The organism is Streptomyces sp. NPDC093795 (genome assembly GCF_044764665.1).
GTDB lineage: Bacteria > Actinomycetota > Actinomycetes > Streptomycetales > Streptomycetaceae > Streptomyces.
Genome location: NZ_JBIWIO010000001.1, coordinates 399,689 through 424,559 on the forward strand (window position 1 = coordinate 399,689; position 24,871 = coordinate 424,559).

At 72.6% G+C, this 24,871-nt stretch carries 25 protein-coding genes, 2 pseudogenes and 1 riboswitch; of the genes and pseudogenes, 11 read left to right on the forward strand and 16 right to left on the reverse strand.

The window, feature by feature from the left end; translation table 11 throughout:
- Positions 1-8: 8 nt before the first annotated feature.
- Positions 9-1,319, reverse strand: coding sequence for a metallophosphoesterase (locus ACIRB7_RS01890; RefSeq protein WP_403590974.1), 1,311 nt, complete (start codon positions 1,317-1,319; stop codon positions 9-11).
- Positions 1,320-1,336: 17 nt separating this feature from the next.
- Entirely contained in the window at positions 1,337-1,582 is a 246-nt protein-coding gene (locus ACIRB7_RS01895; protein ID WP_073809839.1) for an SCO4848 family membrane protein, read from the reverse strand.
- 109 nt (positions 1,583-1,691) lie between these two features.
- Here ACIRB7_RS01895 and ACIRB7_RS01900 point away from each other — a divergent pair, with 109 nt between their 5' ends.
- A complete protein-coding gene (locus tag ACIRB7_RS01900) occupies positions 1,692-2,966 on the forward strand; it encodes a D-alanyl-D-alanine carboxypeptidase family protein (protein WP_403590977.1) in 1,275 nt (424 codons plus the stop codon).
- Here ACIRB7_RS01900 and ACIRB7_RS01905 read toward each other — a convergent pair.
- On the reverse strand, positions 2,890-3,801 hold the full coding sequence (locus ACIRB7_RS01905) for a YihY/virulence factor BrkB family protein (RefSeq protein WP_403590979.1): 912 nt from the start codon (positions 3,799-3,801) through the stop codon (positions 2,890-2,892). The two genes, ACIRB7_RS01900 and ACIRB7_RS01905, sit on opposite strands and share 77 nt — an antisense overlap.
- 140 nt (positions 3,802-3,941) lie before the next feature.
- On the opposite strand from ACIRB7_RS01905, the gene ACIRB7_RS01910 reads away from it, so the two are divergent.
- Positions 3,942-5,321 (forward strand): FAD-binding oxidoreductase, encoded by a 1,380-nt coding sequence (locus tag ACIRB7_RS01910; RefSeq protein WP_403590981.1) that lies wholly within the window; start codon positions 3,942-3,944, stop codon positions 5,319-5,321.
- 8 nt (positions 5,322-5,329) lie between these two features.
- Entirely contained in the window at positions 5,330-6,085 is a 756-nt protein-coding gene (locus tag ACIRB7_RS01915; RefSeq protein WP_403590984.1) for a decaprenylphospho-beta-D-erythro-pentofuranosid-2-ulose 2-reductase, read from the forward strand.
- Between the two features lie 13 nt (positions 6,086-6,098).
- Here ACIRB7_RS01915 and ACIRB7_RS01920 read toward each other — a convergent pair whose 3' ends face one another.
- Positions 6,099-6,695: a 2'-5' RNA ligase family protein gene (locus ACIRB7_RS01920; RefSeq protein WP_403590987.1), complete on the reverse strand. Its 597-nt coding sequence runs from the start codon at positions 6,693-6,695 to the stop codon at positions 6,099-6,101.
- A 91-nt stretch (positions 6,696-6,786) separates the two neighbouring features.
- On the reverse strand, positions 6,787-7,800 hold the full coding sequence (gene trpS, locus ACIRB7_RS01925; RefSeq protein ID WP_403590989.1) for a tryptophan--tRNA ligase: 1,014 nt from the start codon (positions 7,798-7,800) through the stop codon (positions 6,787-6,789).
- Between the two features lie 56 nt (positions 7,801-7,856).
- Between trpS and ACIRB7_RS01930 the strand changes: the two genes are divergently transcribed.
- Positions 7,857-8,453: an RNA polymerase sigma factor gene (locus ACIRB7_RS01930; RefSeq protein ID WP_403590992.1), complete on the forward strand. Its 597-nt coding sequence runs from the start codon at positions 7,857-7,859 to the stop codon at positions 8,451-8,453.
- Positions 8,446-9,288, forward strand: a complete 843-nt coding sequence (locus tag ACIRB7_RS01935; RefSeq protein ID WP_403590995.1) for a hypothetical protein — start codon at positions 8,446-8,448, stop codon at positions 9,286-9,288. Before ACIRB7_RS01930 ends, ACIRB7_RS01935 begins: the two co-directional genes overlap by 8 nt.
- Positions 9,289-9,358: 70 nt before the next feature.
- On the opposite strand, the gene glyA is transcribed toward ACIRB7_RS01935, so the two are convergent.
- Positions 9,359-10,624 (reverse strand): serine hydroxymethyltransferase, encoded by a 1,266-nt coding sequence (glyA, locus tag ACIRB7_RS01940; RefSeq protein ID WP_403590998.1) that lies wholly within the window; start codon positions 10,622-10,624, stop codon positions 9,359-9,361.
- 73 nt (positions 10,625-10,697) lie between these two features.
- Positions 10,698-10,788: riboswitch (ZMP/ZTP riboswitch) on the reverse strand.
- Positions 10,789-10,911: 123 nt separating this feature from the next.
- Here glyA and rocD point away from each other — a divergent pair.
- The 3 genes from rocD (at position 10,912) to ACIRB7_RS01955 (ending at position 12,848) form a co-directional block, all read left to right on the forward strand.
- A complete protein-coding gene (gene rocD, locus ACIRB7_RS01945) occupies positions 10,912-12,117 on the forward strand; it encodes an ornithine--oxo-acid transaminase (protein ID WP_403591001.1) in 1,206 nt (401 codons plus the stop codon).
- Between the two features lie 78 nt (positions 12,118-12,195).
- On the forward strand, positions 12,196-12,456 hold the full coding sequence (locus ACIRB7_RS01950; RefSeq protein WP_403591003.1) for a hypothetical protein: 261 nt from the start codon (positions 12,196-12,198) through the stop codon (positions 12,454-12,456).
- Positions 12,456-12,848, forward strand: coding sequence for a type II toxin-antitoxin system VapC family toxin (locus ACIRB7_RS01955; RefSeq protein WP_403591006.1), 393 nt, complete (start codon positions 12,456-12,458; stop codon positions 12,846-12,848). Before ACIRB7_RS01950 ends, ACIRB7_RS01955 begins: the two co-directional genes overlap by 1 nt.
- 23 nt (positions 12,849-12,871) lie before the next feature.
- Here ACIRB7_RS01955 and ACIRB7_RS01960 read toward each other — a convergent pair whose 3' ends face one another.
- Together ACIRB7_RS01960 and ACIRB7_RS01965 are read right to left on the reverse strand one after the other, a co-directional pair.
- Positions 12,872-14,056 (reverse strand): glutathionylspermidine synthase family protein, encoded by a 1,185-nt coding sequence (locus ACIRB7_RS01960; protein ID WP_403591010.1) that lies wholly within the window; start codon positions 14,054-14,056, stop codon positions 12,872-12,874.
- Positions 14,057-14,069: 13 nt separating this feature from the next.
- Positions 14,070-14,366 (reverse strand): hypothetical protein, encoded by a 297-nt coding sequence (locus ACIRB7_RS01965; RefSeq protein ID WP_403592438.1) that lies wholly within the window; start codon positions 14,364-14,366, stop codon positions 14,070-14,072.
- Positions 14,367-14,538: 172 nt separating this feature from the next.
- On the opposite strand from ACIRB7_RS01965, the pseudogene ACIRB7_RS01970 reads away from it, so the two are divergent.
- Positions 14,539-15,392 (forward strand): annotated as a pseudogene (locus ACIRB7_RS01970) (hypothetical protein).
- Positions 15,393-15,399: 7 nt separating this feature from the next.
- Here the strand turns inward: ACIRB7_RS01970 and ACIRB7_RS01975 are convergent.
- Positions 15,400-16,842 carry a PLP-dependent aminotransferase family protein gene (locus ACIRB7_RS01975; protein ID WP_403591013.1) on the reverse strand — a complete coding sequence of 481 codons (1,443 nt, stop codon included), beginning with the start codon at positions 16,840-16,842 and terminating at the stop codon, positions 15,400-15,402.
- Between the two features lie 47 nt (positions 16,843-16,889).
- Here ACIRB7_RS01975 and ACIRB7_RS01980 point away from each other — a divergent pair, with 47 nt between their 5' ends.
- Positions 16,890-17,426 (forward strand): carboxymuconolactone decarboxylase family protein, encoded by a 537-nt coding sequence (locus tag ACIRB7_RS01980; protein WP_403591016.1) that lies wholly within the window; start codon positions 16,890-16,892, stop codon positions 17,424-17,426.
- A gap of 54 nt (positions 17,427-17,480) precedes the next feature.
- On the opposite strand, the gene ACIRB7_RS01985 is transcribed toward ACIRB7_RS01980, so the two are convergent.
- The 6 genes and pseudogenes from ACIRB7_RS01985 to ACIRB7_RS02010 form a co-directional block, all read right to left on the reverse strand.
- Positions 17,481-17,654 (reverse strand): hypothetical protein, encoded by a 174-nt coding sequence (locus tag ACIRB7_RS01985; RefSeq protein WP_403591019.1) that lies wholly within the window; start codon positions 17,652-17,654, stop codon positions 17,481-17,483.
- 119 nt (positions 17,655-17,773) lie between these two features.
- Positions 17,774-18,202: pseudogene (locus ACIRB7_RS01990) on the reverse strand (hypothetical protein); the annotation flags it as partial.
- 147 nt (positions 18,203-18,349) lie between these two features.
- Positions 18,350-19,339 (reverse strand): malate dehydrogenase, encoded by a 990-nt coding sequence (locus tag ACIRB7_RS01995; protein ID WP_403591021.1) that lies wholly within the window; start codon positions 19,337-19,339, stop codon positions 18,350-18,352.
- Positions 19,340-19,597: 258 nt separating this feature from the next.
- Positions 19,598-20,608, reverse strand: a complete 1,011-nt coding sequence (locus ACIRB7_RS02000) for a DUF2690 domain-containing protein (RefSeq protein WP_403591023.1) — start codon at positions 20,606-20,608, stop codon at positions 19,598-19,600.
- Positions 20,609-20,895: 287 nt separating this feature from the next.
- Positions 20,896-21,423 (reverse strand): DUF3017 domain-containing protein, encoded by a 528-nt coding sequence (locus tag ACIRB7_RS02005; RefSeq protein ID WP_403591026.1) that lies wholly within the window; start codon positions 21,421-21,423, stop codon positions 20,896-20,898.
- A 1-nt stretch (position 21,424) separates the two neighbouring features.
- Entirely contained in the window at positions 21,425-22,285 is an 861-nt protein-coding gene (locus ACIRB7_RS02010; protein ID WP_403591029.1) for a bifunctional methylenetetrahydrofolate dehydrogenase/methenyltetrahydrofolate cyclohydrolase, read from the reverse strand.
- A gap of 250 nt (positions 22,286-22,535) precedes the next feature.
- Between ACIRB7_RS02010 and ACIRB7_RS02015 the strand changes: the two genes are divergently transcribed.
- Positions 22,536-23,138, forward strand: coding sequence for a hypothetical protein (locus ACIRB7_RS02015; protein WP_403591032.1), 603 nt, complete (start codon positions 22,536-22,538; stop codon positions 23,136-23,138).
- A 78-nt stretch (positions 23,139-23,216) separates the two neighbouring features.
- Here the strand turns inward: ACIRB7_RS02015 and ACIRB7_RS02020 are convergent, their stop codons facing one another.
- Positions 23,217-24,671 (reverse strand): DUF2079 domain-containing protein, encoded by a 1,455-nt coding sequence (locus tag ACIRB7_RS02020; RefSeq protein WP_403592441.1) that lies wholly within the window; start codon positions 24,669-24,671, stop codon positions 23,217-23,219.
- Positions 24,672-24,871: the final 200 nt, after the last annotated feature.

The following is a 24,871-nucleotide window of genomic DNA, read 5'->3' on the forward strand; positions in this document are numbered from 1 at the left end:
CAGGCCGGTCACGCCTGCTTGGAGGCGAGCTGGACGAGGGTGATGTCGGACGGCGCGCCGACCCGCACCGGGGGTCCCCAGGCGCCCGCGCCCCGGGAGACGTACAGCTGGGTGTCTCCGTACCGTTCGAGTCCCGCGACGGTCGGGTTCGCCAGTTCGGCGAGGTAGTTGCCGGGCCAGAGCTGGCCGCCGTGGGTGTGGCCGGACAGCTGGAGGTCCACGCCGTGGCGTACGGCGTCGTGGACGACGACCGGCTGGTGCGCGAGGAGGACGGCGGCGCGGGCCCGGTCGCGGTCGCCGAGGGCGCGTACGAAGTCGGGGCCCTGGCCCTCGCTCTCCCCCGCGATGTCGTCGACGCCGGCGAGGTCGAAGCCGGCCGCGATCTCCAGGCGCTCGTTGCGCAGCGGGCGCAGGCCGAGTTCGCGGACGTGGTCGACCCAGGCGTCGGCGCCCGAGAAGTACTCGTGGTTGCCGGTCACGAAGAACGAGCCGTGGCGGGCGCGGAGCCGGGCGAGCGGCTCGGCGGCGGAGCCGAGGTTCTCGACGGTGCCGTCGACGAGGTCGCCGACGACCGCGATCAGATCGGGCTGGGTGGAGTTGATCGCGTCCACGATGCGCTGCGTGTGGGCGCGGCCCAGGATCGGTCCGATGTGGATGTCGGAGACGACGGCGATCCGGTAGCCGTGCGCGGCGCGCGGAACCTTGGCGAGCGGGACGGTGACCCGCTTGATCCGGGGGCCGCGCAGCACGCCGTACGCGCCGTAGCCCACGGTCCCGACGGCGGCCGCCGCGGCGGCGCCGCCGACGACCCGGGAGACGAACAGGCGCCGGGAGACGTCGGTGGGGGCTGTGGGGGCGGCCGCGGTCGGGGGCGCGGGCGCCGGTTCGGCCGTGGCCGGGGGCTCCACCGGCTCGGCCGGCCCCACGGCGGCGGGCACGGGCTCCGGGGCCGGTACGGGCGCGGCCGCCGCCGCGGCCGCCGGTACCGCCGCCTTCGCGTCCCGGCGGGCGAGCCAGGCGCGCAGGGCCGGGCGGACGGCCTCCCCGACGACCAGGGCCAGGGTCACGTACAGGAGCAGGGCGAGCCACAGGAAGCCCGGCCAGGCGACCACCTGCTGGAGCCGGAAGGGGGCTCCGGCGCGGGCGGAGCCGAGGGCCGCGAACGAGAGCAGGGGCAGCACCACGACGGCGGCCGTGCCCAGGCGGCGCGGCAGGCTGCCGCGCCGCGTGACATCGCGCACCAGGCGCCGCCACACGTACCAGTGGACCGCGCCGAGCAGCGCGAGTACCACGATCAGGACCAGCAGGAAGACGACCACGCCCCGAAACCCCTCTTCTAACCGTTCGCGCGACGCGCGGCACGCACACCACGCAACCCGAGCACCCCGATCACCGTCCCCAGGACAAAGGACGTGACGGCAAGCAGCAGGTGAACCCAGAAGTAGGCCGTCGGGTCGCCCGCGTCGTCGAAGGCGAGGCCGCTCCCGTCGTTCCATAGGTTCTTGACGAAGGTGATCCAGATGAACCAGCTCCACACCCCGAACGCGAGCAGGAACCAGGAGACGCGGCGGCTGAGCTTCATGACCCCAGTATCACCGCGTGCCCCGCGGCCCCCGCGTCCGGGTGGAGGAGCGGCGGCGAAGAGCAAGCCGGGGTTCGGATCCTCATCTCGTACCTGTACGTTCACGACCGTGTCTGCTTCGAAGAAGGCCGCCTGGGCCGTCGCCGCCGCTGTGCTCCTGCCGCTCGTCACCGCCGTGCCCGCCCACGCGGCCCCGGAGCCCGGGAAGGACAAGCAGCAGCCCAAGCCCCCCGCCAAGATGTCCTCGCTCGGCGGCCCGCTGCTCGGCACCCCCGGCACCCAGGTGAAGCTGGGCCCCGGCGCCCCTGTCCTGCCGAAGGAGCTCTCCGGCCGGTCCTGGATCGTCGCGGACGCGGAGAACGGCGACATCCTCGCCGCGCACAACGCGCACTGGCCGCTCGCCCCGGCCTCCACCCTCAAGATGCTCTTCGCGGACACGCTGCTCGAGAAGTTCCCCAAGACGCAGAACCACCTCGTCACCAACACCGACCTGGCCGGGATAGGAGCGGGTTCCAGCCTCGTCGGCATCAAGGAGAAGCAGACCTACAGCGTCCACGACCTGTGGCTCGGCGTGTTCCTCCGCTCCGGCAACGACGCCGTGCACGTCCTGACGAACATGAACAACGGCCTCCGCCAGACCGTGAAGGACATGAACGACCACGCGGTCGAGCTCCAGGCGCTCGACACCCATGTGGTCTCCCCGGACGGTTACGACGCCCCGGGGCAGGTCTCCTCCGCGTACGACCTGACGCTCATCGCCCGCAACGGCATGAAGAAGCCGGCCTTCCGCGAGTACGCGGCCACACCCCGGGCCGTCTTCCCCGGCGAGCAGAAGCCGGGGAAGAAGCGCGAGACCTTCGAGATCCAGAACACCAACCGGCTGCTCACGGGTGACTTCGGCGTCGCCCCGTACCAGGGCATCGCCGGGGTCAAGAACGGCAGCACCACGCACGCGGGTGCCACCTTCACGGGGGTCGCGGAGCGGGGCGGCAAGGTGCTGCTCGTCACCGTCATGAACCCGTCGTCGAAGGAGCAGCACGCCGTCTACCGCGAGACCGCCCGGCTGCTCGACTGGGGCTTCGCCGCGGCCGGGAAGGTGACCCCGGTCGGTGAACTGGTGCCGCCCCTGTCCGCCCGTACGGGCACGGCCGCCCCGGGCGAGAGTTCGACGGCCGCCCCCGACGGGAACGCCTCCGCGCCGGGGAACACCATCCAGGCGGGGGCCACGGACAAGTCCGGCGGCATCGGGATCGCGCTCGCCGTGGCGGGCGGGGTGTTCCTGTTCCTCGCCGGGGGTGTCTTCCTGGTCAACCGCCGCTGGCCGCTGGCTGCTTCGGCGGGGCTGCGTCGGCCTCGGGAGCAGTCTCCCGACGTGAATCCGTAGCGGTCCAGGCGGCGCAGAACAGCAGCAGCTTCGCGGTGAAGTTGATCCAGAGCATCAGGGCGACCGGCACGCCGAACGCCCCGTACATCGACTTCGCCGCGACGCCCCGCATATAGCCGCCGAGCAGCAGCTTGAGCAGCTCGAAGCCGACCGCCCCCATGAGCGCCGCCACCACGAGGGCGCGGCGGGGCGGCTGGACGCCGGGCAGCAGCGTGAGGACGTACAGCAGGATCAGGAAGTCGGCGGCGACGGCGACGAGGACGGCCGCTCCCTGGAGGAGGACGCCGCCCGCGCCCTCGCCGGAGACGCCGACCCGGTCGGCGCTCCAGCCGACGGCGGTGGAGCCGAGCCAGGACGCGGCGAGCGAGCCGAGGGCGACTCCGCCGAGGCCGAGCAGGACGAGCGCGTCCTTGCCCTTGAGCAGCACCGGGTTGCCCTCGTCCACGTCGTCGAGCTTCCACACCGCGCGCAGGCAGTCCCGCATGGAGCCGATCCAGCCGATGCCGGTGACGAGCAGGACGGCGCCGGCGACGAGGCCGACGGTGCCGGCGTTGGCGACGAGCCCGCCGATGTCGAGCTGCTCGGAGATGCCGGGGACCTGGTCGCCGATCTTCTCCTCGATCCGGGCGAGCTGCCGGTCGGAGAGGAGTGCGGCGCCGATCGCGGCGGCCACGGTGATCAGCGGGAAGAGGGCCAGGAAGGAGAGGAAGGTGATCGCGGCGGCGAGCCGACTCCAGTGGACCTCGTCGAGGGTCTCGTACGCGCGCCAGGCGTGGGTCTTCATGAGGCGGGCGACCCACGGGCCGATGACGGGGAGCTTGGTCAGCCAGTCCATTCCGTACCCCTACCCCCGATCCGTGCGCTCCGCCGGATGCTGCTCGGGGATGTTTTCCCGACTCTCGTCTAATCACCCATTTCGACGAACCGCTCTGCAATACCGGCATAAGCGACAGAGGCGGCTATACGGTCACCCTCATGGCTGTCGAGACCCACGTCCTTGACGACGACTGCGTAGAGCTCAGCGGCTGGGGGCGCACCGCCCCGACCCTCGCGCGCGTGCACCGGCCGCGCGGCGAGGCCGAGGTGGCCGAGGCCGTGCGCGCCTGCGGGGCGCGCGGCTCGATCGCCCGCGGCCTCGGCCGCGCGTACGGGGACGCCGCCCAGAACGCCGGGGGCACCGTCCTCGACATGACCGGCCTCGACCGGATCCTGGGCGTCGACGCCACCGCCGGTGTCGTCGTCTGCGAGGCGGGTGTCAGCCTGCACCGGCTGATGGCGGCGCTGCTGCCGCTGGGCTGGTTCGTGCCGGTGGTCCCCGCGAGCCGGTACGTCACCGTCGGCGGCGCCGTCGCGGCCGACGTCCACGGCGCGAACCACCAGGTCGCAGGCTCCTTCGGCCGGCATGTGACCGCGCTCCGGCTCCTCACCGCCGACGGCGGGATCCGGACCGTGCTGCCCGGCACCCCGCTCTTCGACGCCACCACCGGCGGCATGGGCCTGACCGGCGTGATCCTCTCCGTCACGCTGCGGCTGCTGCCCGTCGAGACCTCGCTGATGTACGTGGACACCGAGCGCGCCCGCGACCTCGACGACCTGATGGACCGGCTCGCCTCCGGTGACCACCGGTACCGCTACTCCCTCGCCCGGATCGATCTGCTCGCCCGGGGCGCCGCCACCGGCCGCGCCGTCCTCACGCGCGGCGACCACGCCCCGTACGACGCGCTGCCCCGGCGGCACCGGGCCCGCCGCGCGCCGCTCGCCTTCCGGCCGGTTCGGCTGCCCGCCCCGCCCGCGTACGCCCCCGGCGGGCTGCTCGGCCGTACCGCCGTGGGGCTGCTCAACGAGCTGCGGTACCGCGGGGCGGCCCGGGAGAGCACCGGTCGGCTCCAGCCGCTCAGCGCCTTCTTGTTTCCCCCTATCGACGGCGTCCCGCACCGGAACCGGCTCCACGCGCGCGTGGGCCTCGTCCCGTACCGGTGTGTCGTCCCGTACGGGCAGGAGGAGGCCCTGCGGAGGGTGGTGCGGCGGATCGCGGACCGCGGCTGCCCCTCCTTCCACGCCGTCCTCAGGCGTTTCGGCGCGAGCGACCCGGGCCGGCTCTCGTTCCCGCTCCCCGGCTGGGGGCTCGCCCTCGACCTGCCCGCCGGCCTCCCCGGGCTCGCGGCCTTCCTCGACGCGCTCGACGAGGAGGTCGCGGGCGCGGGCGGCCGGATCCAGCTCGCCGAGGACTCCCGGGTGCGGCCGGAGACGCTCGCCGCGATGTATCCCGGGCTCGACGAGTTCCGGGCGCTGCGCGCCGCACTCGACCCCCGGTCCGTCCTCACCTCGGACCTCTCCCGCCGCCTCGGTCTCTAGGAGCTTCCATGAAGGACGCCTTCGGCGCCCCGCAGTCCCTGCTCGTCCTCGGCGGCACCTCCGAGATCGGGCTCGCCACCGCCCGCCGACTGATCGCACGGCGTACCCGTACCGTCTGGCTCGCCGGACGCCCCTCCCCCGCCCTGACCGCCGCCGCGGACTCGCTGCGCGCGCTCGGCGCGGACGTGCGGACCGTCCCCTTCGACGCGCTCGACACCGAGTCGCACGAGGAGCGGCTCGGCAAGGTCTTCACGGAGGGCGACATCGACATGGTGCTGCTCGCCTTCGGGGTCCTCGGCGATCAGGCGCGGGACGAGTCCGACCCGGTCGCCGCCGTCCGCGTCGCCCAGACCAACTACACCGGCGCGGTCTCGGCCGGTCTGGTGTGCGCGGGCGCGCTCCAGGCACAGGGGCACGGCTCGCTCGTGGTGCTCTCCTCGGTGGCGGGGGAACGGGCCCGCCGCGCCGACTTCATCTACGGCTCGTCGAAGGCCGGCCTCGACGCCTTCGCCCAGGGCCTCGGGGACGCGCTGCACGGCACCGGTGTGCACGTCATGGTCGTACGGCCCGGGTTCGTACGCTCGAAGATGACGGCGGGGCTCGCGGAGGCGCCTCTCGCGACCACGCCGGAGGCGGTCGCGGGCGCGATCGAGCTGGGCCTGCGGCGGCGCTCGGAGACGGTGTGGGTGCCGGGGGCGCTGCGGATGGTGATGGCGGCGGTACGGCACGTGCCGAGGCCGCTGTTCCGGCGCCTGCCGGTGTGAGCCGAGGAGGCGGTCAGGCCCTGGGCCAGGCGGTCGGCGAGTCGATCGGGCTGCCGCACTGCGTCGGGACGGCCGAGACCGGGCGGCCGCTGCCGAACATGTAGTCGTACAGCTTCCGCCAGACGCCGTCCGGGCCCTGCTCGTACAGCGCGAAGGAGCGGCAGGTCCACGCCGCCTCGTAACCGGCGAGCTCCTCGAACGCGCGGTCCATCCCCTCCTCGGAGATGCCGTGCGCCACGGTGACGTGCGGGTGGTACGGGAACTGGAGCTCGCGCACCAGCGGACCCGCCTCGTCCCGGATCTGGTGCTGGAGCCGGTGGCAGAGGGAGACGCCCTCCTGCACCTTCACGTAGACGACCGGGGAGAGCGGACGGAAGGTCCCGGTGCCCTTCAGGCGCACCGGGAAGGGCTGGTGGTCGGCGGCGACACCGGCGAGGTGCGCCTCGATCTCCGGCAGCCGCTCCTCCGCGACCTCGGTCGGCGGGACGAGCGTGACGTGCGTGGGGATGCCGTACGCGGCCGGGTCCCCGAAGCCGGCGCGCCGCTCCTGGAGCAGGCTGCCGTAGGGCTCCGGGACCGCGATCGAAACGCCGAGCGTTACGGTCCCCACGTCGTTCTCCTCCGTCGTCCGTCGACTTGTGTGCGGTGGTCCAGCCGCCAGTGTGCGGCCTGGACCACCCTTGTGGCCAGGGTCGTCCGCCTCAGTGCTTGGCGGGCAGGAAACCCATCCGCTCGTACGTCTGCGCCAGCGTCTCCGCGGCGACCGCGCGGGCCTTCTCCGCTCCCTTGGCCAGGACCGAGTCCAGCGTCTCGGGGTCGTCCAGGTATTCCTGGGTGAGGGCCCGGAACGGCGTGACGAAGTCCACCATGACCTCGGCGAGATCCGTCTTGAGGGCGCCGTACATCTTGCCCTCGTAGCTCTTCACCAGGTCCTCGACGGACGTGGAGGTGAGCGTGGACATGATCGTGAGCAGGTTGGAGACGCCCGCCTTGTTCTCCGGGTCGAAGCGGATCACCGTGTCGGTGTCGGTGACCGCGCTCTTGACCTTCTTCGCGGTGGCCTTCGGGTCGTCCAGGAGGTTGATGAGGCCCTTCGGCGTCGACGCCGACTTGCTCATCTTGACCGCCGGGTCCTGGAGGTCGTAGATCTTCGCCGTCTCCTTGAGGATGTACGGCTTGGGGATCGTGAAGGTCTCGCCGAAGCGGCCGTTGAAGCGCTCCGCGAGGTCGCGGGTCAGCTCGATGTGCTGGCGCTGATCCTCGCCGACCGGGACCTCGTTGGCCTGGTAGAGCAGGATGTCCGCGACCTGGAGGATCGGGTACGTGAAGAGTCCGACGGTGGCGCGGTCGGCGCCCTGCTTCGCGGACTTGTCCTTGAACTGGGTCATGCGGGAGGCCTCGCCGAAGCCGGTGAGGCAGTTCATGACCCAGCCGAGCTGCGCGTGCTCGGGGACGTGGCTCTGGACGAAGAGGGTGCAGCGCTCCGGGTCGAGGCCGGCGGCCAGCAGCTGGGCGGCGGCGAGCCGGGTGTTGGCACGCAGCTCGGCGGGGTCCTGCGGGACCGTGATCGCGTGCAGGTCGACGACCATGTAGAACGCGTCGTGGGTCTCCTGCAGGGCGACCCACTGGCGGACGGCGCCGAGGTAGTTGCCGAGGTGGAACGAGCCTGCGGTGGGCTGGATTCCGGAGAGCACACGGGGACTGTCAGAGGCCATGCACATCATTCTCTCAGGTGTGGGAACCGATCCCGGACTGCCGGTGTATCAAGAGTGTGAGGACGCGGGAGGGGGGCCTGGTCGACGACGAGGCCGCGGTGATCGCTCGGGTACGCGCCGGAGAGCCGGAGGCGTACGCGGCGCTGGTCCGCGCGCACACGGCGGTCGCGCTGAGAGCGGCCGTGGCGTGCGGTGCGGGCGCGGAGGCCGAGGACGTGGTGCAGCAGGCCTTCTTCAAGGCGTACCGCTCGTTGGGGCGGTTCCAGGAGGGGGCGGCGTTCCGGCCGTGGCTGTTGCGGATCGTGGTCAATGAGACCAGGAACACAGTGCGGGCGGCGGGTCGGCAGCGTGCCGTCGCCGACCGGGAGGCGGACCTGCTCGGGGGCGAGCCGCGGATACCGGATTCGGCGGATCCGGCGGTGGCGGCCGAGGAGCGGGAGCGGAGCAGGCGGCTTCTCGACGCCCTCGACGGGCTCACGGAGGCCCACCGGCAGGTGGTGATCCACCGCTATCTCCTGGAGCTGGACGAGACGGAGACCGCCCAGGCGCTCGGCTGGCCGAAGGGGACGGTGAAGTCCCGGCTGAGCCGGGCGCTGAAGAAGCTGGGACTCGTGCTGGACGAAGACCGGGGAGGAGGTGAGGGGCGTGGCTGACGAGCGGCGGCCGGGCGAACGGCCCGACGAACTGCCGGGTGAACTGCCGGGTGAACTGAGGGAGCTTGGGCGGCGGCTGCGGGTGCCGGACGTGGACGGCGAGACGATGGCCGAGCGGGTGCTCGCGCAGCTCCTCGCCGAGCGGGTGCCGACGCCGGCGCCCGCGCCCGCGCCCGCGCCGGTACGGAGCCGGTGGGCGTCGGTGCGGGGGTGGGCGCGCGAGCGGTGGCGGGCGCTGGTCGCGGGCCTGACCGGGGTGTTGATCGTCCTGGTGCTCACCCCGCCGGTGCGGGCGGCGGTGGCGGACTGGTTCGGCTTCGGCGGGGTCACCGTGCGGTACGACCCGGAGGGGCACCCTGCCCCGGCCGGTGGCGCGGTGCCGGGGTGCGCGGAGCCGGTGCCGTTGGCGGAGGCGGGGCGCCTGGCGGGCTTCGAGCCGCTGATACCGAGGGCGCTCGGCGCGCCGGACGCGGTCGCGGTGACGGGGTCGGCCGAGCGGGGCCGGGCGGTGATCAGCCTGTGCTGGCGCGACGGGGAGCGGACGGTCCGGCTCGACGAGTTCCCGGCCGGTCTGGACATCGGCTTCGCCAAGCAGGTCAGGACACGGCCGGAGTGGGTCGACCTCCCGGACGGCGCGCAGGGCTACTGGTTCGCGGCCCCGCACCTCCTGACGGTCCCGATGACGGACGGGGCGGGCGCGGCCTGGACGCACGAGGTCCGCACCGCGGGCCCCACGCTCCTCTGGACGAGGAGCGGGGGCACGCGCACCTTCCGGCTTGAAGGCATACCGGACCGCGAGCAGGCCCGCCGGGCGGCGGAGTCGGTGGGCGGATAGTCCCTGGCCGTCAGGTCTGGGTCGGCGCCGACGCCGGCGCCGTCAGGTCTGGGCGGTCAGGTCTGGGTGGTCAGACGGGGAGGCCCGGAGCCGGGTGGGCGGCCATCAGGTCGGCGACCTCGGCGCGGACGGTGTGGAGGGCGTCCTCGTCCCCCGCGCCGGCCGCCGTGACGCCGCGGTCGATCCAGTCGGCGACCTGGTCCATGTGCTCCGGGGTGAGGCCGCGGGAGGTGAGGGAGGGGGTGCCGATGCGGATGCCGGAGGGGTCGAAGGGCTTCCGGGGGTCGTAGGGGACGGTGTTGTAGTTGACGACGATGCCGGCCCGGTCGAGGGCCTTCGCGGCGATCTTGCCCGGGACCTGCTTGGGGGTCAGGTCCATCAGGATCAGGTGGTTGTCGGTGCCGCCGGAGACCAGGTCGAAGCCACGGGCGAGGAGCGCCTCGGCGAGGGCCCTGGCGTTGGCGACGACGGCGTGGGCGTAGTCGCGGAAGGAGGGCTGGGAGGCCTCGCGGAGGGCGACGGCGATGGCGGCGGTGGTCTGGTTGTGCGGGCCGCCCTGGAGGCCGGGGAAGACGGCCTTGTCGAGCGCCTTGGCGTGCTCCTCGCGGGACATGAGCATGGCGCCGCGCGGGCCGCGCAGGGTTTTGTGGGTGGTCGTGGAGATCACGTCCACGTGCGGGACGGGGGACGGGTGGGCGCCACCGGCGATGAGGCCGGCGATGTGGGCGACGTCGGCGACGAGCACGGCACCGGCCTCACGGGCGATCTCGCCGAAGGCGGCGAAGTCGATCGTGCGGGGCAGCGCGGTGCCGCCGCAGAAGATCGCCTTGGGGCGTTCCTTGAGGGCCAGCTCCCGGACCTGGTCGAAGTCGATGAGGCCGGTGTCCTGGCGGACGCCGTACTGGACGCCGCGGAACCACTTGCCGGTGGCGGAGACGCCCCAGCCGTGGGTGAGGTGGCCGCCCATCGGCAGGGCCATGCCCATGACGGTGTCGCCGGGCTCGGCGAAGGCGAGGTAGACGGCGAGGTTGGCCGGGGAGCCGGAGTAGGGCTGGACGTTGGCGTGCTCGACGCCGAAGACGGCCTTGGCTCGCTCGACGGCGAGGGCCTCGACCTGGTCGATGATCTGCTGGCCCTCGTAGTAGCGGCGGCCGGGGTAGCCCTCGCTGTACTTGTTCTGGAGGACGGTGCCGGAGGCTTCGAGGACGGCGGCGGAGACGTAGTTCTCGCTGGGGATGAGGCGCAGGGTCTCGGCCTGGAGCCGTTCCTCGGCGCCGACGAGGGCGGCGAGCTCGGGGTCGGCGGCGGCGAGTGCGGGATGCTGCGGGGCGTTCATGCGGGGATCCTCCGGGCGTCGGTGGGTCCCGGGGCACTGTGCGAGAGGCGCGGCGCCACGCGGGACTTCGGTCCCGTGACGCCCAGGCGGGCGGCGTCCCGTGTGGTCTGCCGCGCACGGCTCCCCCGGGGTCGTTTCCCCGTGCGCCAGTCGCCGTGCGTGTTTTCAGAGTAGCGGGCGCGCCGCGCGCGAGGTTTCCCCGCCCCGTGTGCGAGCGACGATAGAAACAGGGGGCCACACCCCTTCGGCGGGTCCATCCCGCGAGCCGCAGGACGAACGGAGATCCCGTGTCGGGCACACAAGACGCGATCGCTTCGGCGGAGGCGCACAGCGCTCACAACTACCACCCCCTGCCGGTCGTCGTCGCTTCGGCGGACGGCGCCTGGATGACCGATGTCGAGGGGCGCCGCTACCTCGACCTGCTCGCCGGGTACTCGGCGCTCAACTTCGGGCACGGCAACCGGCGTCTGATCGACGCGGCGAAGGTCCAGCTGGAGCGGGTGACGCTGACCTCGCGCGCCTTCCACCACGACCGGTTCGCCGACTTCTGCACCCAACTCGCCGAGCTGTGCGGCAAGGAGGCGGTGCTGCCGATGAACACCGGCGCGGAGGCGGTCGAGACGGCCGTGAAGACCGCCAGGAAGTGGGGGTACGAGGTGAAGGGCGTGCCGGACGGGCACGCGAAGATCGTGGTCGCGGCGAACAACTTCCACGGCAGGACGACGACGATCGTCAGCTTCTCCACGGACCACGAGGCCCGGGACCACTACGGCCCGTACACGCCGGGCTTCGAGATCGTGCCGTACGGGGACCTGACGGCGATGGAGGCGGCGGTCACCGAGAACACGGTGGCCGTGCTGATCGAACCGATCCAGGGCGAGGCGGGGGTCCTGGTCCCGCCGGCCGGCTATCTGGCGGGGGTGCGGGAGCTGACGCGCAGGCGGAACGTGCTGTTCGTGGCGGACGAGATCCAGTCGGGCCTCGGCCGGACGGGGAGGACGTTCGCGTGCGAGCACGAGGGTGTGGTGCCGGACATGTACGTCCTGGGGAAGGCGCTGGGCGGCGGGGTGGTGCCGGTGTCGGCGGTGGTCGCCGACCGTGACGTGCTGGGGGTGTTCCGGCCGGGTGAGCACGGGTCGACGTTCGGCGGGAACCCGCTGGCGTGCGCGGTGGCCCTCGAGGTGATCGCGATGCTGCGGTCCGGTGAGTTCCAGGAGCGGGCGGCGGAGCTGGGCGAGCATCTCCACGCGGAGCTGGGGCTGCTCGTGGGCGGCGGGGCGGTGGAGGCGGTGCGCGGGCGCGGGCTGTGGGCCGGGGTGGACATCGCGCCGTCGCGGGGCACGGGCCGGGAGATCTCGGAGAAGCTGATGGAGCGGGGTGTCCTGGTGAAGGACACCCATGGTTCGACGATCCGGATCGCGCCGCCCCTGGTGATCTCGAAGGAGGACCTGGACTGGGGGCTTGAGCAGCTGAGGGGCGTGTTGTCGGCCTGAGGGCGAGAGACCTGGACTCCCCTGGCGGTGCGGCCGAAAACCACCCGCGAGGGGGGCATCAGCAGTAGGATCAGATGCATGAGCGGTAGCAAGAAGTACTCGATCAGCCTGCCCGAGGATCTCGCGGAGAGTGTGCGGAGCCGGGTCGGGCCGGGTGGCTTCTCCGCATACGTGGCGGAGGCTCTGGAACATCGGCTCGCCATGGAGCGGCTCCGGGAGATTGTGGCCGACTTCGAGATCGACAACGACCCGCTGACCGAGGAGGAGCTCAAGGCCGCCCGTGACGAGCTGCGCCATCACGCGTCAGGCGCGGACGACGCCCGCGAGGCTGCCGCCTGATGGCGGGGACGCTACTGCTGGACAGCGAAGGGCTCTCGAAGCTCTACCTCAAGGACCGGCGTGTCGTGGTCCGCGTCCAGGTTGCGACGGAAACAGGCATTCAGGTGGCCACCACCGCGATGACCCGCCTGGAGGCCGACTACGAACGCGTTCACCCGGCGCGCATCCAATGGGTCCTGTCCCGCATCGACGTGCACGATGTCACCCGCTCCGTGAGCGACGAGGCCGCCGTACTCCTACGAGAACACGGCCTGCACGGCCACAAGTACGCGATCGACGCCGTCCTGGCGGCGATCGCGCGCCGTGCGGCGGGCCCGGTCACCGTCCTGACCTCGGATCCGGAGGATCTGACACTGCTCTGCGGCCCGTCCGTCACCGTCGTGAAGATCTGACGTCGGGCCGAAGACAGGCCGCCCTACAGGATCACGTGCGGGAGGAAGCGGGCGTACTCGTCGGTGACGAGTCCCGCCGACTCCCGTATGCCGAGCCCCGCCGCCTCGTTCTCGACGACCCACGCGCCGAGCACCACCCGGTTGCCGTCGAAGTCGGGCAGCGGGGCCAGTTCCTGGTAGCAGCAGGGTTCCCCGTCCCGTACGAACGGTTCCGTGCCGGCCTCGTGGAGGGTGACGCCCGCGCCCTCGCGGCCGAGCAGCGGCTTGGCCACCCAGCCGGTGGTCGCGGCGAGTTCGCGCGGCCCGTCGAGGTAGGCGGGCAGCAGGTTCGGGTGGCCCGGGTACAGCTCCCACAGGATGGCGAGGAGCGCCTTGTTGGAGAGCAGCATCTTCCAGGCGGGCTCGATCCAGCAGGTCGTGCCGGTGCCGCCGCCGTTGTCGAGGGTGTCGAGGACGTGTCGGCCGAAGCGGTCGGTGGTCAGCCACTCCCACGGGTAGAGCTTGAAGCAGCTGCGGATGAAGCGGAGCCGGTCGTCCACGAAGCGGCGCGAGAGCCGGTCCCAGCCGATCCGTTCGACGGAGAGCGCCTCGGTGTCGAGTCCGGCCTGCTGGGCGGTCTCGCGCAGGTACGCGACCGTCATCAGGTCCTCGCCGAGTTCGTCGCCGTCGGAGTGGACGAAGTGGACGGGGCCGGGCGGCAGCAGCGGTGCCTGCCGCTTCCAGGCGTCGACGAGCCGTTCGTGGAGGGAGTTCCACTGGTCGGCGCCGGGGAACCGCTCCTCCATCCAGAACCACTGCGGGCTGGCGGCCTCCACGAGCGAGGTGGGGGTGTCGGCGTTGTACTCCAGCATCTTCGCCGGGCCCGTACCGTCGTAGTGCAGGTCGAACCGTCCGTAGAGGGACGGGAGTTCCGCGCGGCGGCGCCAGGACTCGGCGACCCGGGCGACGAGCTTCGGATCGGTGATCCCGAGCTCGGCGAACCGTTCCCGCTCGACGATGTGCGCGGCCGCCGCCAGGCTCATGGCGTGCAGCTCGTCGACCACCTCTTCGAGGGCCTCGACCTCGGGCAGGGTGAAGGAGTAGTACGCGCTCTCGTCCCAGTACGGGCGGAGCGAGCCGTCCGGGTAGCGGGTCAGCGGGTAGACGAGCCCCTGTTCCTCCACCGTCTCCTGCCAGCCGGGCCGGGGCTCGATGGTGTGCCGTTCCATGTGCCGGGCCCTCTCAGCCGCCGCCGGAACCGGAGCAGCCGAAGCCGCCGGTGTCCACGGCCTTCTTGTCGAAGCTGCCGCCGCTCACGCGGTTGTCGCGGAGGGAACCGCCGTAGTAGTACGAGCCCCGGTGGCTCGCGCCGTCGTCGTCATCGTCTCCACCGCCGCTCTCGCACTCGTAGCGGGGCAGTTCCTCCCGGGTCAGCGGGTCCACGCACCGCCTGTCCGGCTCGGAGCCGCACGCGGTGATCGTCGCCGCGAGCACGCCCATCCCGCCGAGCACCACCGTGCTCGACCTCAGCCTGCGCATGTCCGTCGCCCTCCCCTTCGTGGTCGCGACCGCCACGGTCACGCTCGTCGCGTCCACCTCTGTCGCGATCACGATCGCGCCCGCTCTTGTCGCGTTCACGTCTGCCGCGACCGCACAGTGTAGGCCGGTCGTTTCCGGCCGCACCCCCTAGAGTCTTTTCGTGCTCTTCGGGATGGTTTGCGCGCTCGCTTCGTCCGTCTGCTTCGGCACGGCCTCCGTGCTCCAGGCGGTGGCGGCCCGGGCCGCGACGCCCGGGACGGGTGGCGGCGTCGACGTGGCGCTGATGTGGCGGGCGCTGCGGCAGTGGCGGTACGTCGTCGGTCTCGGCCTCGACGGTCTGGGTTTCGCCCTGGAGGTCGTCGCCCTGCGGACGCTGCCCATCTACGCGGTGGGCGCGGCCCTCGCCGCGAGCCTTGCGGTCACCGCGGTCGTCGCCTCCCGGGTGCTTCCGGTGCGGCTGAGCCGGGTGGAGTGGACGGCCGTGGCCGTGGTCTGCGCAGGACTCGCCCTGCTCGCCCTCGCCTCGGGCAGGGAGGGTCACCGGGACGGCTCGGAGGCGCTCCGGTGGGCGCTGCTCGCGACCGCCGTCGGCGTGCTGCTGCTCGGCGTGGTCGGCGGGCGGCTCCCGGACCGGCCGCGCGCGCTGGTCCTCGGCCTGGGCGCCGGCTTCGGTTTCGGGGTGGTGGAGGTGGGGGTGCGACTGTTCGACGGCGTCGACTTCGCCGACCCGGTCCTGTACGCGCTGCTCGTGGGCGGCGGCGCGGCGTTCCTCCTCCTGACCTCGGCGCTCCAGCGCGGTTCGGTCACCACCGCGACGGCGGGCATGGTGCTCGGCGAGACGATCGGTCCTGCGGTGGTAGGGGTGGTCTGGCTCGGGGACCGCACGCGGGAGGGGTTCGGCTGCTCGCGATCGTCGGCTTCGCCGTGGCGGTGGCGGGCTCCCTGACCCTGGCCCGCTTCGGGGAGGCCCCGGAGGCGGCCCTCGGTACGGGCCTCACGGACCCAGCGCGCCCCGAGGCCTCCTGACATCACTTCAGGGCAGCACCCGGCAGAGGCTCTGGAGGGCGCTGTTCCAGGCGCTGTCGGGAGGGGTGGCGTAGCCGACGACGAGGCCGTCCAGGGTCGGGGGGACCGTGGGGCGGCGGAACTGGTTGACGCCCTGGACGGCGAGGCCGTGCCAGGCGGCGGACCGCAGGACGGCCTGTTCGGTGCCGGGCGGCAGGGCGAGGACCGCGTGGAGACCGGCCGCGATCCCGCTGACCCGGGTGTCGGGCGAGTGCGCGGCCACCGCCGCGACCAGCTGGTCGCGGCGGCGCCGGTAGCGCAGCCGCATCGCCCGTACGTGCCGGTCGTACGCCCCCGAGCGCAGGAACTCCGCGAACGCCAGCTGGTCCGGCGCGCTCGACGTCCAGTCCACGGCCCCCTTCGTCGCCGCCACCTCGCCGGCGAGGCTCTCCGGCAGCACCATCCAGGCGAGCCGCAGTCCGGGGGCGAGGGACTTGCTCGCGGTGCCGAGGTAGACGACCCGTTCGGGGTCGAGGCCCTGGAGCGCGCCGACCGGCTGTCTGTCGTAGCGGAACTCCCCGTCGTAGTCGTCCTCCAGGACGAAGCCGCCGGATGCCCGCGCCCAGTCGACGACGGCCGCCCGCCGGTCGGGGGGCAGGGCGCCGCCCAGCGGGAACTGGTGGGCGGCCGTCATGAGGACGGCCCCGGCAGAGACGAGCGCCTCCCCCTCGCCGTACTCCCCCGGGTCCGACAACTCCTCGACCCTGGTGCCGCGTTCGTCGAAGGGCAGGACGGGGATCCCGAGGCCCGCCCCGGTGAGGAGACCGGCGTGGAGGCCGAGCCCGTACGACTCGACCGCCACGTTCCGTACGCCCCGGTTCCGCAGCACCTGGCCCATCAGCAACAGGCCGTGCACGAAGCCCGCGCAGATGACGATCCGTTCGGGCCGGGCGTGCACGCCCCGCGCACGGGCGAGGTAATCGGCGAGGGCGGTGCGCAGTTCGATCCGGCCGCGCGAGTCGCCGTATCCGAAGGCCTCGTTCGGGGCGTCGGTGAGCGCCCGCCGGTACGCCTTGAGCCACTCGGCGCGCGGGAAGGACGCGAGGTCGGGGGTACCGGCCCGCAGGTTGTGCGCGGGCGCGGCGGGCCGGGTCGGGGAGAGCACGGGCGAGGAGACGGGAGGCGGGCGCACCGCCGTACGGGGCTCGGCGCGGCGGGCCACCACGGTGCCGGAGCCCTGCCGGGCGGTCAGCCAGCCCTCGGCGACCAGTTCGGCGTAGGCGTCGGCGACGGTGTTACGGGCCATGCCGAGGTCGGCGGCGAGCGTACGGGACGACGGCAGCCGGGTGCCGGCCTCCAGGCGGCCGGTGCGCACCGCCTCCCGCAGCGCGTCCATGAGACCGGCGCGCAGGCGCGGACCGCGGAGCTCCAGGTGGAGGTCGGCCCCGAAATTGGCACACTCATTCGCCATGGGAATGGACCATACCCCTGCGCCATCCGGCTCGTACGGTGAGAGACATGACCACCACGAACACCACTCTCACCGAGACCGCCGCCGCCTCCGCCGCCGTCTCGCACGTCGAGTACGCCCCCGCGCACGCCCCCCGGCTCCCCTTCGCCGAGCGCGTCCCCGAGTTCTACCGCGCGATGCGCCGGCTGGACGCGGCGGCCGCTCAGGACATCGACCCGACCCTCTACCACCTGATCAAGATCCGGGCCTCTCAGGTCAACCGCTGCGCGTTCTGCATCGACATGCACACCAAGGACGCGCTCGCGGAGGGTGAGACCGTCGAGCGGATCGTGCAGCTCTCCGCCTGGGAGGAGTCCCGGCACTTCTACACCGAGCGGGAACTCGCGGCCCTCGCGCTGACCGAGTCCGTCACCGTCCTCACCGAGGGCTCCGTCCCCGACGAGGTGTACGCCCACGCCGCCGCGCACTTCGACGAGACCGAACTCGCCCGGGTCATCAGCGCGATCGTCGTCATCAACGCCTGGAACCGGATCGCCGTCACCACCCGGATGACGCCCGGCCACTACACCCCGCGCCCGGCGTGACCGGGGGTGCGCCGACCCGGGTCAGTGCGCGCCCCGGGGACGTGACGGATCAGGTCAGTGCGCGCCCGGACGGAAGGAGTCCAGGGCCACGCGGAGGACTTCGCGCTGCTTCGGCCAGGCGCTCTCCGGGCCGGCTGCCAGGATCGCGTAGTGGGTGCCGTCCTCGGCCGTGAAGGCCCGGTCGACGACCTTGCGGCGGCTGCCGTCGTCCCGGTCGTACGCGTACACCAGCTCGACGGAGTCGGCCGGGGCACCCGCTTCTCCCGTGACCCGTTCGAGGCTGATCTCCTGGTAGCCGGGCTTGTTGGCCCGCCCGTCCTCGGAGGCCCCCCTCAGGGCCTCGTACGGCGGTCCTGCACGCTCTTCAGATAACGGCTGACGTCCATCTCCTGGAAGAGCGAGGCCTCGTCGTCGGAACCGAGCTCGCGGACCGAGACCTCGGGGCCCTCGGGCAGCGCGTTGGCGTGGCCCGCGGTGAGCAGCCGCCAGCCGTGGGCGAGCGAGCGCCCGACCGTGACCAGGGCCTGCCCGGCGGAGCGCGGGGTCTGACCGAGGGCCCAGACGGCCTTGCCGAAGTGGTGGTTGTGCAGGTAGCGGTGGGCGATCCGGTCGGCGTACCGGTAGAGCGGCTTCACCGGCCGGAGCACGTGCGGCGCCACCTCCAGCATCAGCATCCCGCCCTGCGTGTGGACGCGGACGAAGACGGTCGTGACGATCTCCTCGCCCCAGCCGCCGACCCGGACGCGCAGGAAGTGCCGGCGGCTCTCGCCGCCCTCCAGGGGAGCTCGGGGTTCCGTGTCGGCACGGAAAACGGCGCCCCCGGCTCGTACGGTCGGTCGTACGGGCCGGGGGCGCCGAGCGTGTGGAGCCGGGCTCAGGCGAGTCGGAACTCGGGTGAGCCGGGCTCAGGCGAGCCGCTGGTCTCAGAGGAGGCCGAGCTCGCGCACCGCGTCGCGCTCCTCGGCGAGCTCCGCCACCGAGGCGTCGATGCGCGTACGGGAGAAGTCGTTGATCTCCAGACCCTGGACGATCTCGTACTTGCCGTCGGTGCAGGTGACGGGGAAGGAGGAGATGAGACCCTCCGGCACGCCGTACGAGCCGTCCGACGGGATGCCCATGGACGTCCAGTCGCCCGCGGCGGTGCCGTTGACCCAGGTGTGGACGTGGTCGATCGCGGCGTTCGCGGCGGAGGCGGCGGAGGACGCGCCACGGGCCTCGATGATCGCGGCGCCGCGCTTGGCGACGGTCGGGATGAAGGTGTCGGCCAGCCAGGCCTCGTCGCTGACGACCTCGGCGGCGTTCTTGCCGGCGATCTCCGCGTGGAAGATGTCCGGGTACTGGGTCGCCGAGTGGTTGCCCCAGATGGTGAGGCGCTTGATGTCCTCGACCGAGGCGCCGGTCTTCGCCGCGAGCTGCGAGAGCGCGCGGTTGTGGTCCAGGCGGGTCATCGCGGTGAAGCGCTCGGCCGGCACGTCCGGGGCGGCGGCCTGGGCGATCAGGGCGTTGGTGTTGGCCGGGTTGCCGACGACGAGGACCTTGATGTCGTCCGCGGCGTGGTCGTTGATGGCCTTGCCCTGCGGCTTGAAGATGCCGCCGTTGGCGGCGAGCAGGTCACCGCGCTCCATGCCCTTGGTACGCGGGCGGGCGCCGACGAGCAGCGCGACGTTGGCGCCGTCGAAGCCCTGCTCCGGGGTGTCGAAGATGTCGATGCCCTTGAGCAGCGGGAAGGCGCAGTCGTCGAGCTCCATGGCGGTGCCCTCGGCGGCCTTCACGCCCTGCGGGATCTCGAGGAGGCGCAGCTTGACCGGCACGTCCGCGCCGAGCAGGTGGCCGGAGGCGATGCGGAAGAGGAGCGCGTAGCCGATCTGGCCGGCCGCGCCGGTCACGGTGACATTCACGGGAGTGCGGGTCATGGCGATCTCCGTAAGACAGCTGGCGGTGGGGGTCCCTGCCCCTGGTGCGGGATAGCTCTCTTGATCGATCGGTGTCTCGACATGAAGAGATATCCAGCGGTCAGGCTATCCGACCCGGGCCCCGGTGAATCCCCACCCCCTTGTGGTCCGGCTCACTGCCGCCCGCATGCGCGCCCGCGACCACTCCTCCGGCCGCCTGTCCGCCGCACGCCCGCCGCCTGTCCGCCTCCTCTTCGCCCCCGGTCCGTCAGGGGCCTCCTACGGGGCGCCCGTACAGCCCTGACGTCCGTTCGCGAGCGCCCCGCAGGCCCGCGCGTCGGCGCCGGAGGCGACGGCGACCATCGGGGTGTACGCGTCGGTGTCCGCCACCGCCGTGTCGGCGCCGCCGGCGCTGTCGACGGTGGCGCGCCGTTCGGTGTCCCCGGCCTCGACGGTCACGGTGTCCCCGGCGGTGGCCCCGGTGATGCGGGCCCAGGCCGCCGCGCAGGTGCCGCTGTAGCGGACCTCGATCTGGGCGGTGCCCACGCGCGCGCGTGCGACGGTGGTGGCGAGGTCGCCGCCGCAGCCCATGGCCTCCGGGTCCTGGCCGGTGCAGTCGGGCCCCACGCACCGCACCCCTGCGGGGAGGGTGGCGGGCCGGGTGGTGGGAGGGGCGGTCGTGGTGGGCGACGGGGCCGCCCGGCCGGCCTCACTGTCGGAGCCGCCCAGGTCGACGAGGAGCAGGGCGGCGGTGACGACGAGCAGGGCGCCGACGATCCCGGCGGCGTAGAGGAGGACGTTGCGGCGCCGGGAGCGGGGGGCGGGGGCGGGGGTACGGGGTGAGGGCTCGGCGGTACGAGGTGAGGGCTCGGCGGTACGAGGTGAGGGCTCGGCGGTACGAGGTGAGGGCTCGGCGGTACGAGGTGAGGGCGCGGCGACGGTATGAGGTCGGGGCTCGGCCGGGCTCGGGGGCGACGGCTCCGCCGGCTGGGGCGGGTCGGGGCGCCGGATCTGCATCGTGTGGTCGCCCCAGGCGTGGTCCGCGCGCTCCCAGTGGCTCGTGAGGTCGGCCGGGTCGGTTCCGGTCACGTCGGCGAGGGCCATGACGGCGCCGCGGGGCGCGGGCAGACGCGCGTTCAGATAGGTGTCCCAGGCGGCGCGTTCATGGCCGGTGCGCTCGGCGACGGCCGTGACGCCGAGGCCGCTGCGGTCGATCAGCCGCCGTAGCCGCTCCGTGAACGCGCGCACCTCCGGGTCGAGTTCGTCCGGCAGCGCCTTCCAACCAGGCATGTGCGGCCCCCCTTGTCCCGTGCTCCCTCGACTTCCGAAGGATGGCAGGTCCGGGGGCGGTGCGCGCCCCGGATGCGGAGCCGAGGTACCGGAATGGTCACTTCCGTGCCACAGCGCGCCGACGGGCCTTGAACCACCCTTGGCACGTACATGACCCTTGATCGCAACGGCGCCCGCCCTCCCACGGGGGAGAGGGCGGGCGCCGTGCCTCGGACGATCCGTTCAGGCGACCGTTCCAGGTGACCGTTCCAGGTGACCGTTCTAGGTGACCGCCCTAGGTGACCGTTCTAAGTGACCGTGAGATGGAGGATGTCCTCCAGGAACGGGATTCTCAGCCAGGGTTCCGGCTGCACCATGAGCGCGAGCAGCACGATCAGGCTGCCCATCACCCCGTACGTGATCATGTCCGTGAAGCGGGACCGTACGGCCAGCATGCCCACGGACGGCAGCACCCGGCGCATCGCGGCCCCCACGAGCAGCGCGGCCCCGATCAGGATCGCCCCGATCCTGAAGGCGTGCGGGAACGGGTCCGTCCCCACCACGAGCAGCCCGATCCCGGCGAGACAGAGCACGGTGAGCAGCGGCCACTGGCGCGCGGGCGCCGAAGCGTCGCCGGGGGCCGCCCGGCCGCCGCCCTCGGGCCGCGCGGTCGAGGTGGTGAGGGTGGGCTTCGGGCGCCGCCAAGCACCGGCGGGGGCAGGGGCGGGGGCAGAGGCGGCAGCCGGGGCGTCGGCCTCGGCCTTCGTCGCGTCCGCCCCGTCCGGGTTCCCAGGTGTCCCAGGGGTCTCGGAAGCCCCCGGGGTCCCGGAGGTCACGTCAGAGCGCCGCGGCCGCGCGCTCGGCGGCCTCGACGACGTTGACGAGGAGCTGCGCACGGGTCATCGGGCCCACGCCGCCGGGGTTGGGGGAGATCCAGCCGGCCACCTCGGTGACGTCCGGGTGCACGTCGCCGAGGATCTTGCCCTCGGCGTTGCGCGAGACGCCGACGTCGAGGACGGCAGCGCCAGGCTTCACGTCCTCGGGCTTGATCAGGTGCGGCACACCGGCCGCGGCGACGATGATGTCGGCGTTCCGCAGGTGCGCCGAGAGGTCCCGGGTGCCGGTGTGGCACTGGGTCACGGTCGCGTTCTCGGAGCGGCGGGTGAGCAGCAGCGGCATCGGGCGCCCGATGGTGACACCGCGTCCGACGACGACGACCTCCGCGCCGTTGATCTCGACACCGTGCGCGCGGAGCAGCGTGATGACACCGTTCGGCGTGCAGGGCAGCGGGGCGGGCTCGTTGAGGACGAGCCGGCCGAGGTTGGTCGGGTGCAGTCCGTCCGCGTCCTTGGCCGGGTCCATCAGCTCCAGGATGCGGTTCTCGTCGATGCCCTTGGGCAGCGGGAGCTGGACGATGTAGCCCGTGCACTCCGGGTCCTCGTTGAGCTCGCGTACGACCGCCTCGATCTCCTCCTGGGTGGCGGTGGCGGGCAGGGTGCGCTGGATCGAGGCGAGGCCGACCTGCGCGCAGTCCCGGTGCTTCCCGGCCACGTACTTCTGGCTGGCCGGGTCGTCGCCGACCAGGAGGGTGCCGAGTCCAGGTGTGACGCCCTTCTCCCTGAGGGCCGCCACACGGACGGTCAGATCGGACTTGATCGCGGCTGCGGTGGCCTTGCCATCGAGAATCTGGGCGCTCATGGAGACATCCTCCCGGATGACCCCCGCCTTGTTCCAATTCGCCGGTGCCGAGCGGTCTGCGGTGCGGAACGACAGGTTGCACTTGCACAACTCCGGCGCGTACCGACTGGACAAAAAGTCGACGATGCGACCACGATGATCGGCGAAGTACCGCGGAAAGTGCCGGGGGGAATCCGCTCACACCCGTGAAGAGTCCTCCGCGCGGGCCGCGTCGTCCCCGCACAGAGAAATTTCACGGAGGAAACCCGCGATGAGCTTCGGTGACCCGAACAACCCCTACGGCCAGCCGCAGAACCAGGGCCAGGGCCAGCAGCCCGGTTACGGCTACCCCCAGCAGGCCCCCCAGGGCGTGCCGCCGCAGCAGGGCGGTTACGGCTACCCGGCCGCTCCGCCGGTCTCCCCGTACGGCGGCGGTGGCTACCCGGGCGCGGCCATGGAGATGCCCGGCGGCGTGAAGGCCGCGCGCGTGTTCCTGTGGATCACGGGCGCGTTCAACCTCCTCGGTGGTCTGGCGGTCATCGGTCTCTCGTTCGCCGTCGACGAGCTGGAGCAGTCGAGCACCTCGAACGCCGACGCCGAGCTCTTCGCCGACATGGGCCAGGGCCTCCTGATCGGCCTGGGCATCTTCTCGCTCATCTTCGCCGTCGCCGGCATGGTGCTGGCCGCCAAGTTCCGCTCCGGCGGCAACGGCGTCCGGATCGGCTCCATCGTCTACGCCTCGTTCGCCGTGCTCTTCAGCATCTTCTCGCTGCCCCTCGGCATCGTGAGCCTCACCCTCGGCGTCCTCGTCATCGTCTTCGTGGCGAAGGCGGACGGCGCGGCCTGGTTCAACCGCAACAAGCAGCAGTACTGATCACGAAGGTACTGATCACGTAGAACGACCGAGGGCCCGGTTCCGTACGGAACCGGGCCCTCGGTCGTTCGTGTCGTGTCACACCCGCTTGAGGACCGCGAAGCCGTCCGAGCGGTACGTGATCTCGTACCGCGCCTCCGGATGCAGTTGCGAAGCCAGCTGCACCGGATCCGACACCGGCTGCGACCAGCCCCGCAGGTCGTAGGCGAGATAGTCGGGGGTGGCCCCCTTCGACGTGCCCACCCAGTAGACCCGGTGGTCGGCCGTGAGGTGGGCGAGGAGCGAGACGTCGGCCTCCACGCTCGCGCCCTCCGGCACCGCGGCCACCGCCGCCCGCGCCTGCTCGGTCCGGGTGTCGGTCCGGTACGTCTCCGACTTCAGGAGCTCCCGCAGCGGCAGGTTCGCGGCGAGGACGAGCGCGACCGCCGTCGCCACCGGGACGACGACCTTCCCGTACGAGACGAGCCACGCGCGCGGGGAGGTCCGCACGGAGCGGACGCCGTCCACCAGGGCCAGGAAGAGCACCGGCATCAGGATCGCGCTGTAGTGCCAGTGCATGCCCCAGTGGTTGGCGTCCTGGGAGAGGAAGCGCCAGCCGAGTGTGGGCAGGAGGAGCAGGATCAGCGGGGAGCGCAGGGCGAGGAAGCCGGTGATCGCGAGCAGGAAGAACACCATCTCCCAGCGCTCGCCGGAGGCGAGGGCGTCGCCGACGACCTGCCCGAAGGACGTCTCCGCGCCCTCCCCGGTCTTCTCGATCTTGGACCAGTAGTCGTACTCGCCGACCCGGCTCGCCGCCGGGATCAGGACCAGGACCGTCAGGGCGAAGGCCGCCGCGCCGAAGCCGGCCAGGGCCGCGCCGAGCCGCTTCTGCCCCTTCACGAAGAGGACCACGCCGACCATGGAGACGGTGAGACCCATGTCCTCCTTGACGAGGACGAGCGGGGCGGACCAGGCGACGGCCGCGGTCCAGCGTCCGAGGAGCAGGGCCCGGCAGGTCAGGGCGAGCAGCGGGACGGCGAAGGCGATCTCGTGGAAGTCGGACTTGACCGCCTCCTGGATCCCCCAGGACAGCCCGTACGCGACGGCGAGCCCGATGCCTGCGGCCCGGCTGCCGAGGACCTGCTGCGTGGTGCGGCCGACGACGACGGCGCCGGAGGCGAAGAGCGCGGCCTGGGCGAAGAGCAGGGCGACCGGCGAGGGCCAGATCCAGTAGAGCGGCGCGAGCAGCGCGGTGACCGGGCTGAAGTGGTCGCCGAGTATGTGGAAGCCGGGGCCCTTGATGTCGACGACGGGGGCCCGGAACTCGGCGTACGCGCGGACGGACTGCCCGAAGATCCCGAGGTCCCACGAGGGGGTGCGGAAGTGCGCGTACTGCACCCAGGAGTAGAGGAAGTACAGGCCGCAGAGCACGACCGCGAGGATCAGGTACGGGCGGAGCGGGGCCGGCGAGAGGCCGTCGGGCGTCTCGGTGCCGACGGCGCCCGGAGTGCCGGTGAGGGCCTCCTCGGCGGACCTGTTCTGTACGTCCAACACCACGCCCCCACTACCAGTGGTCGACAAAAGAGCAACCCATTAGACCAGAGTCCACCCGATCGGCGGATCTGTCGCCGCGGGCCTTCTCCGACGTGAAGCGGGGCGGGGGGGGGGGGGGGGGGGGGGGGGGGGGGGGGGGGGCCGGGGGGGGGGGGGGGGGGGGGGGGGGGGGGGGGGGGGGGGGGGGGGGGGGGGGGACG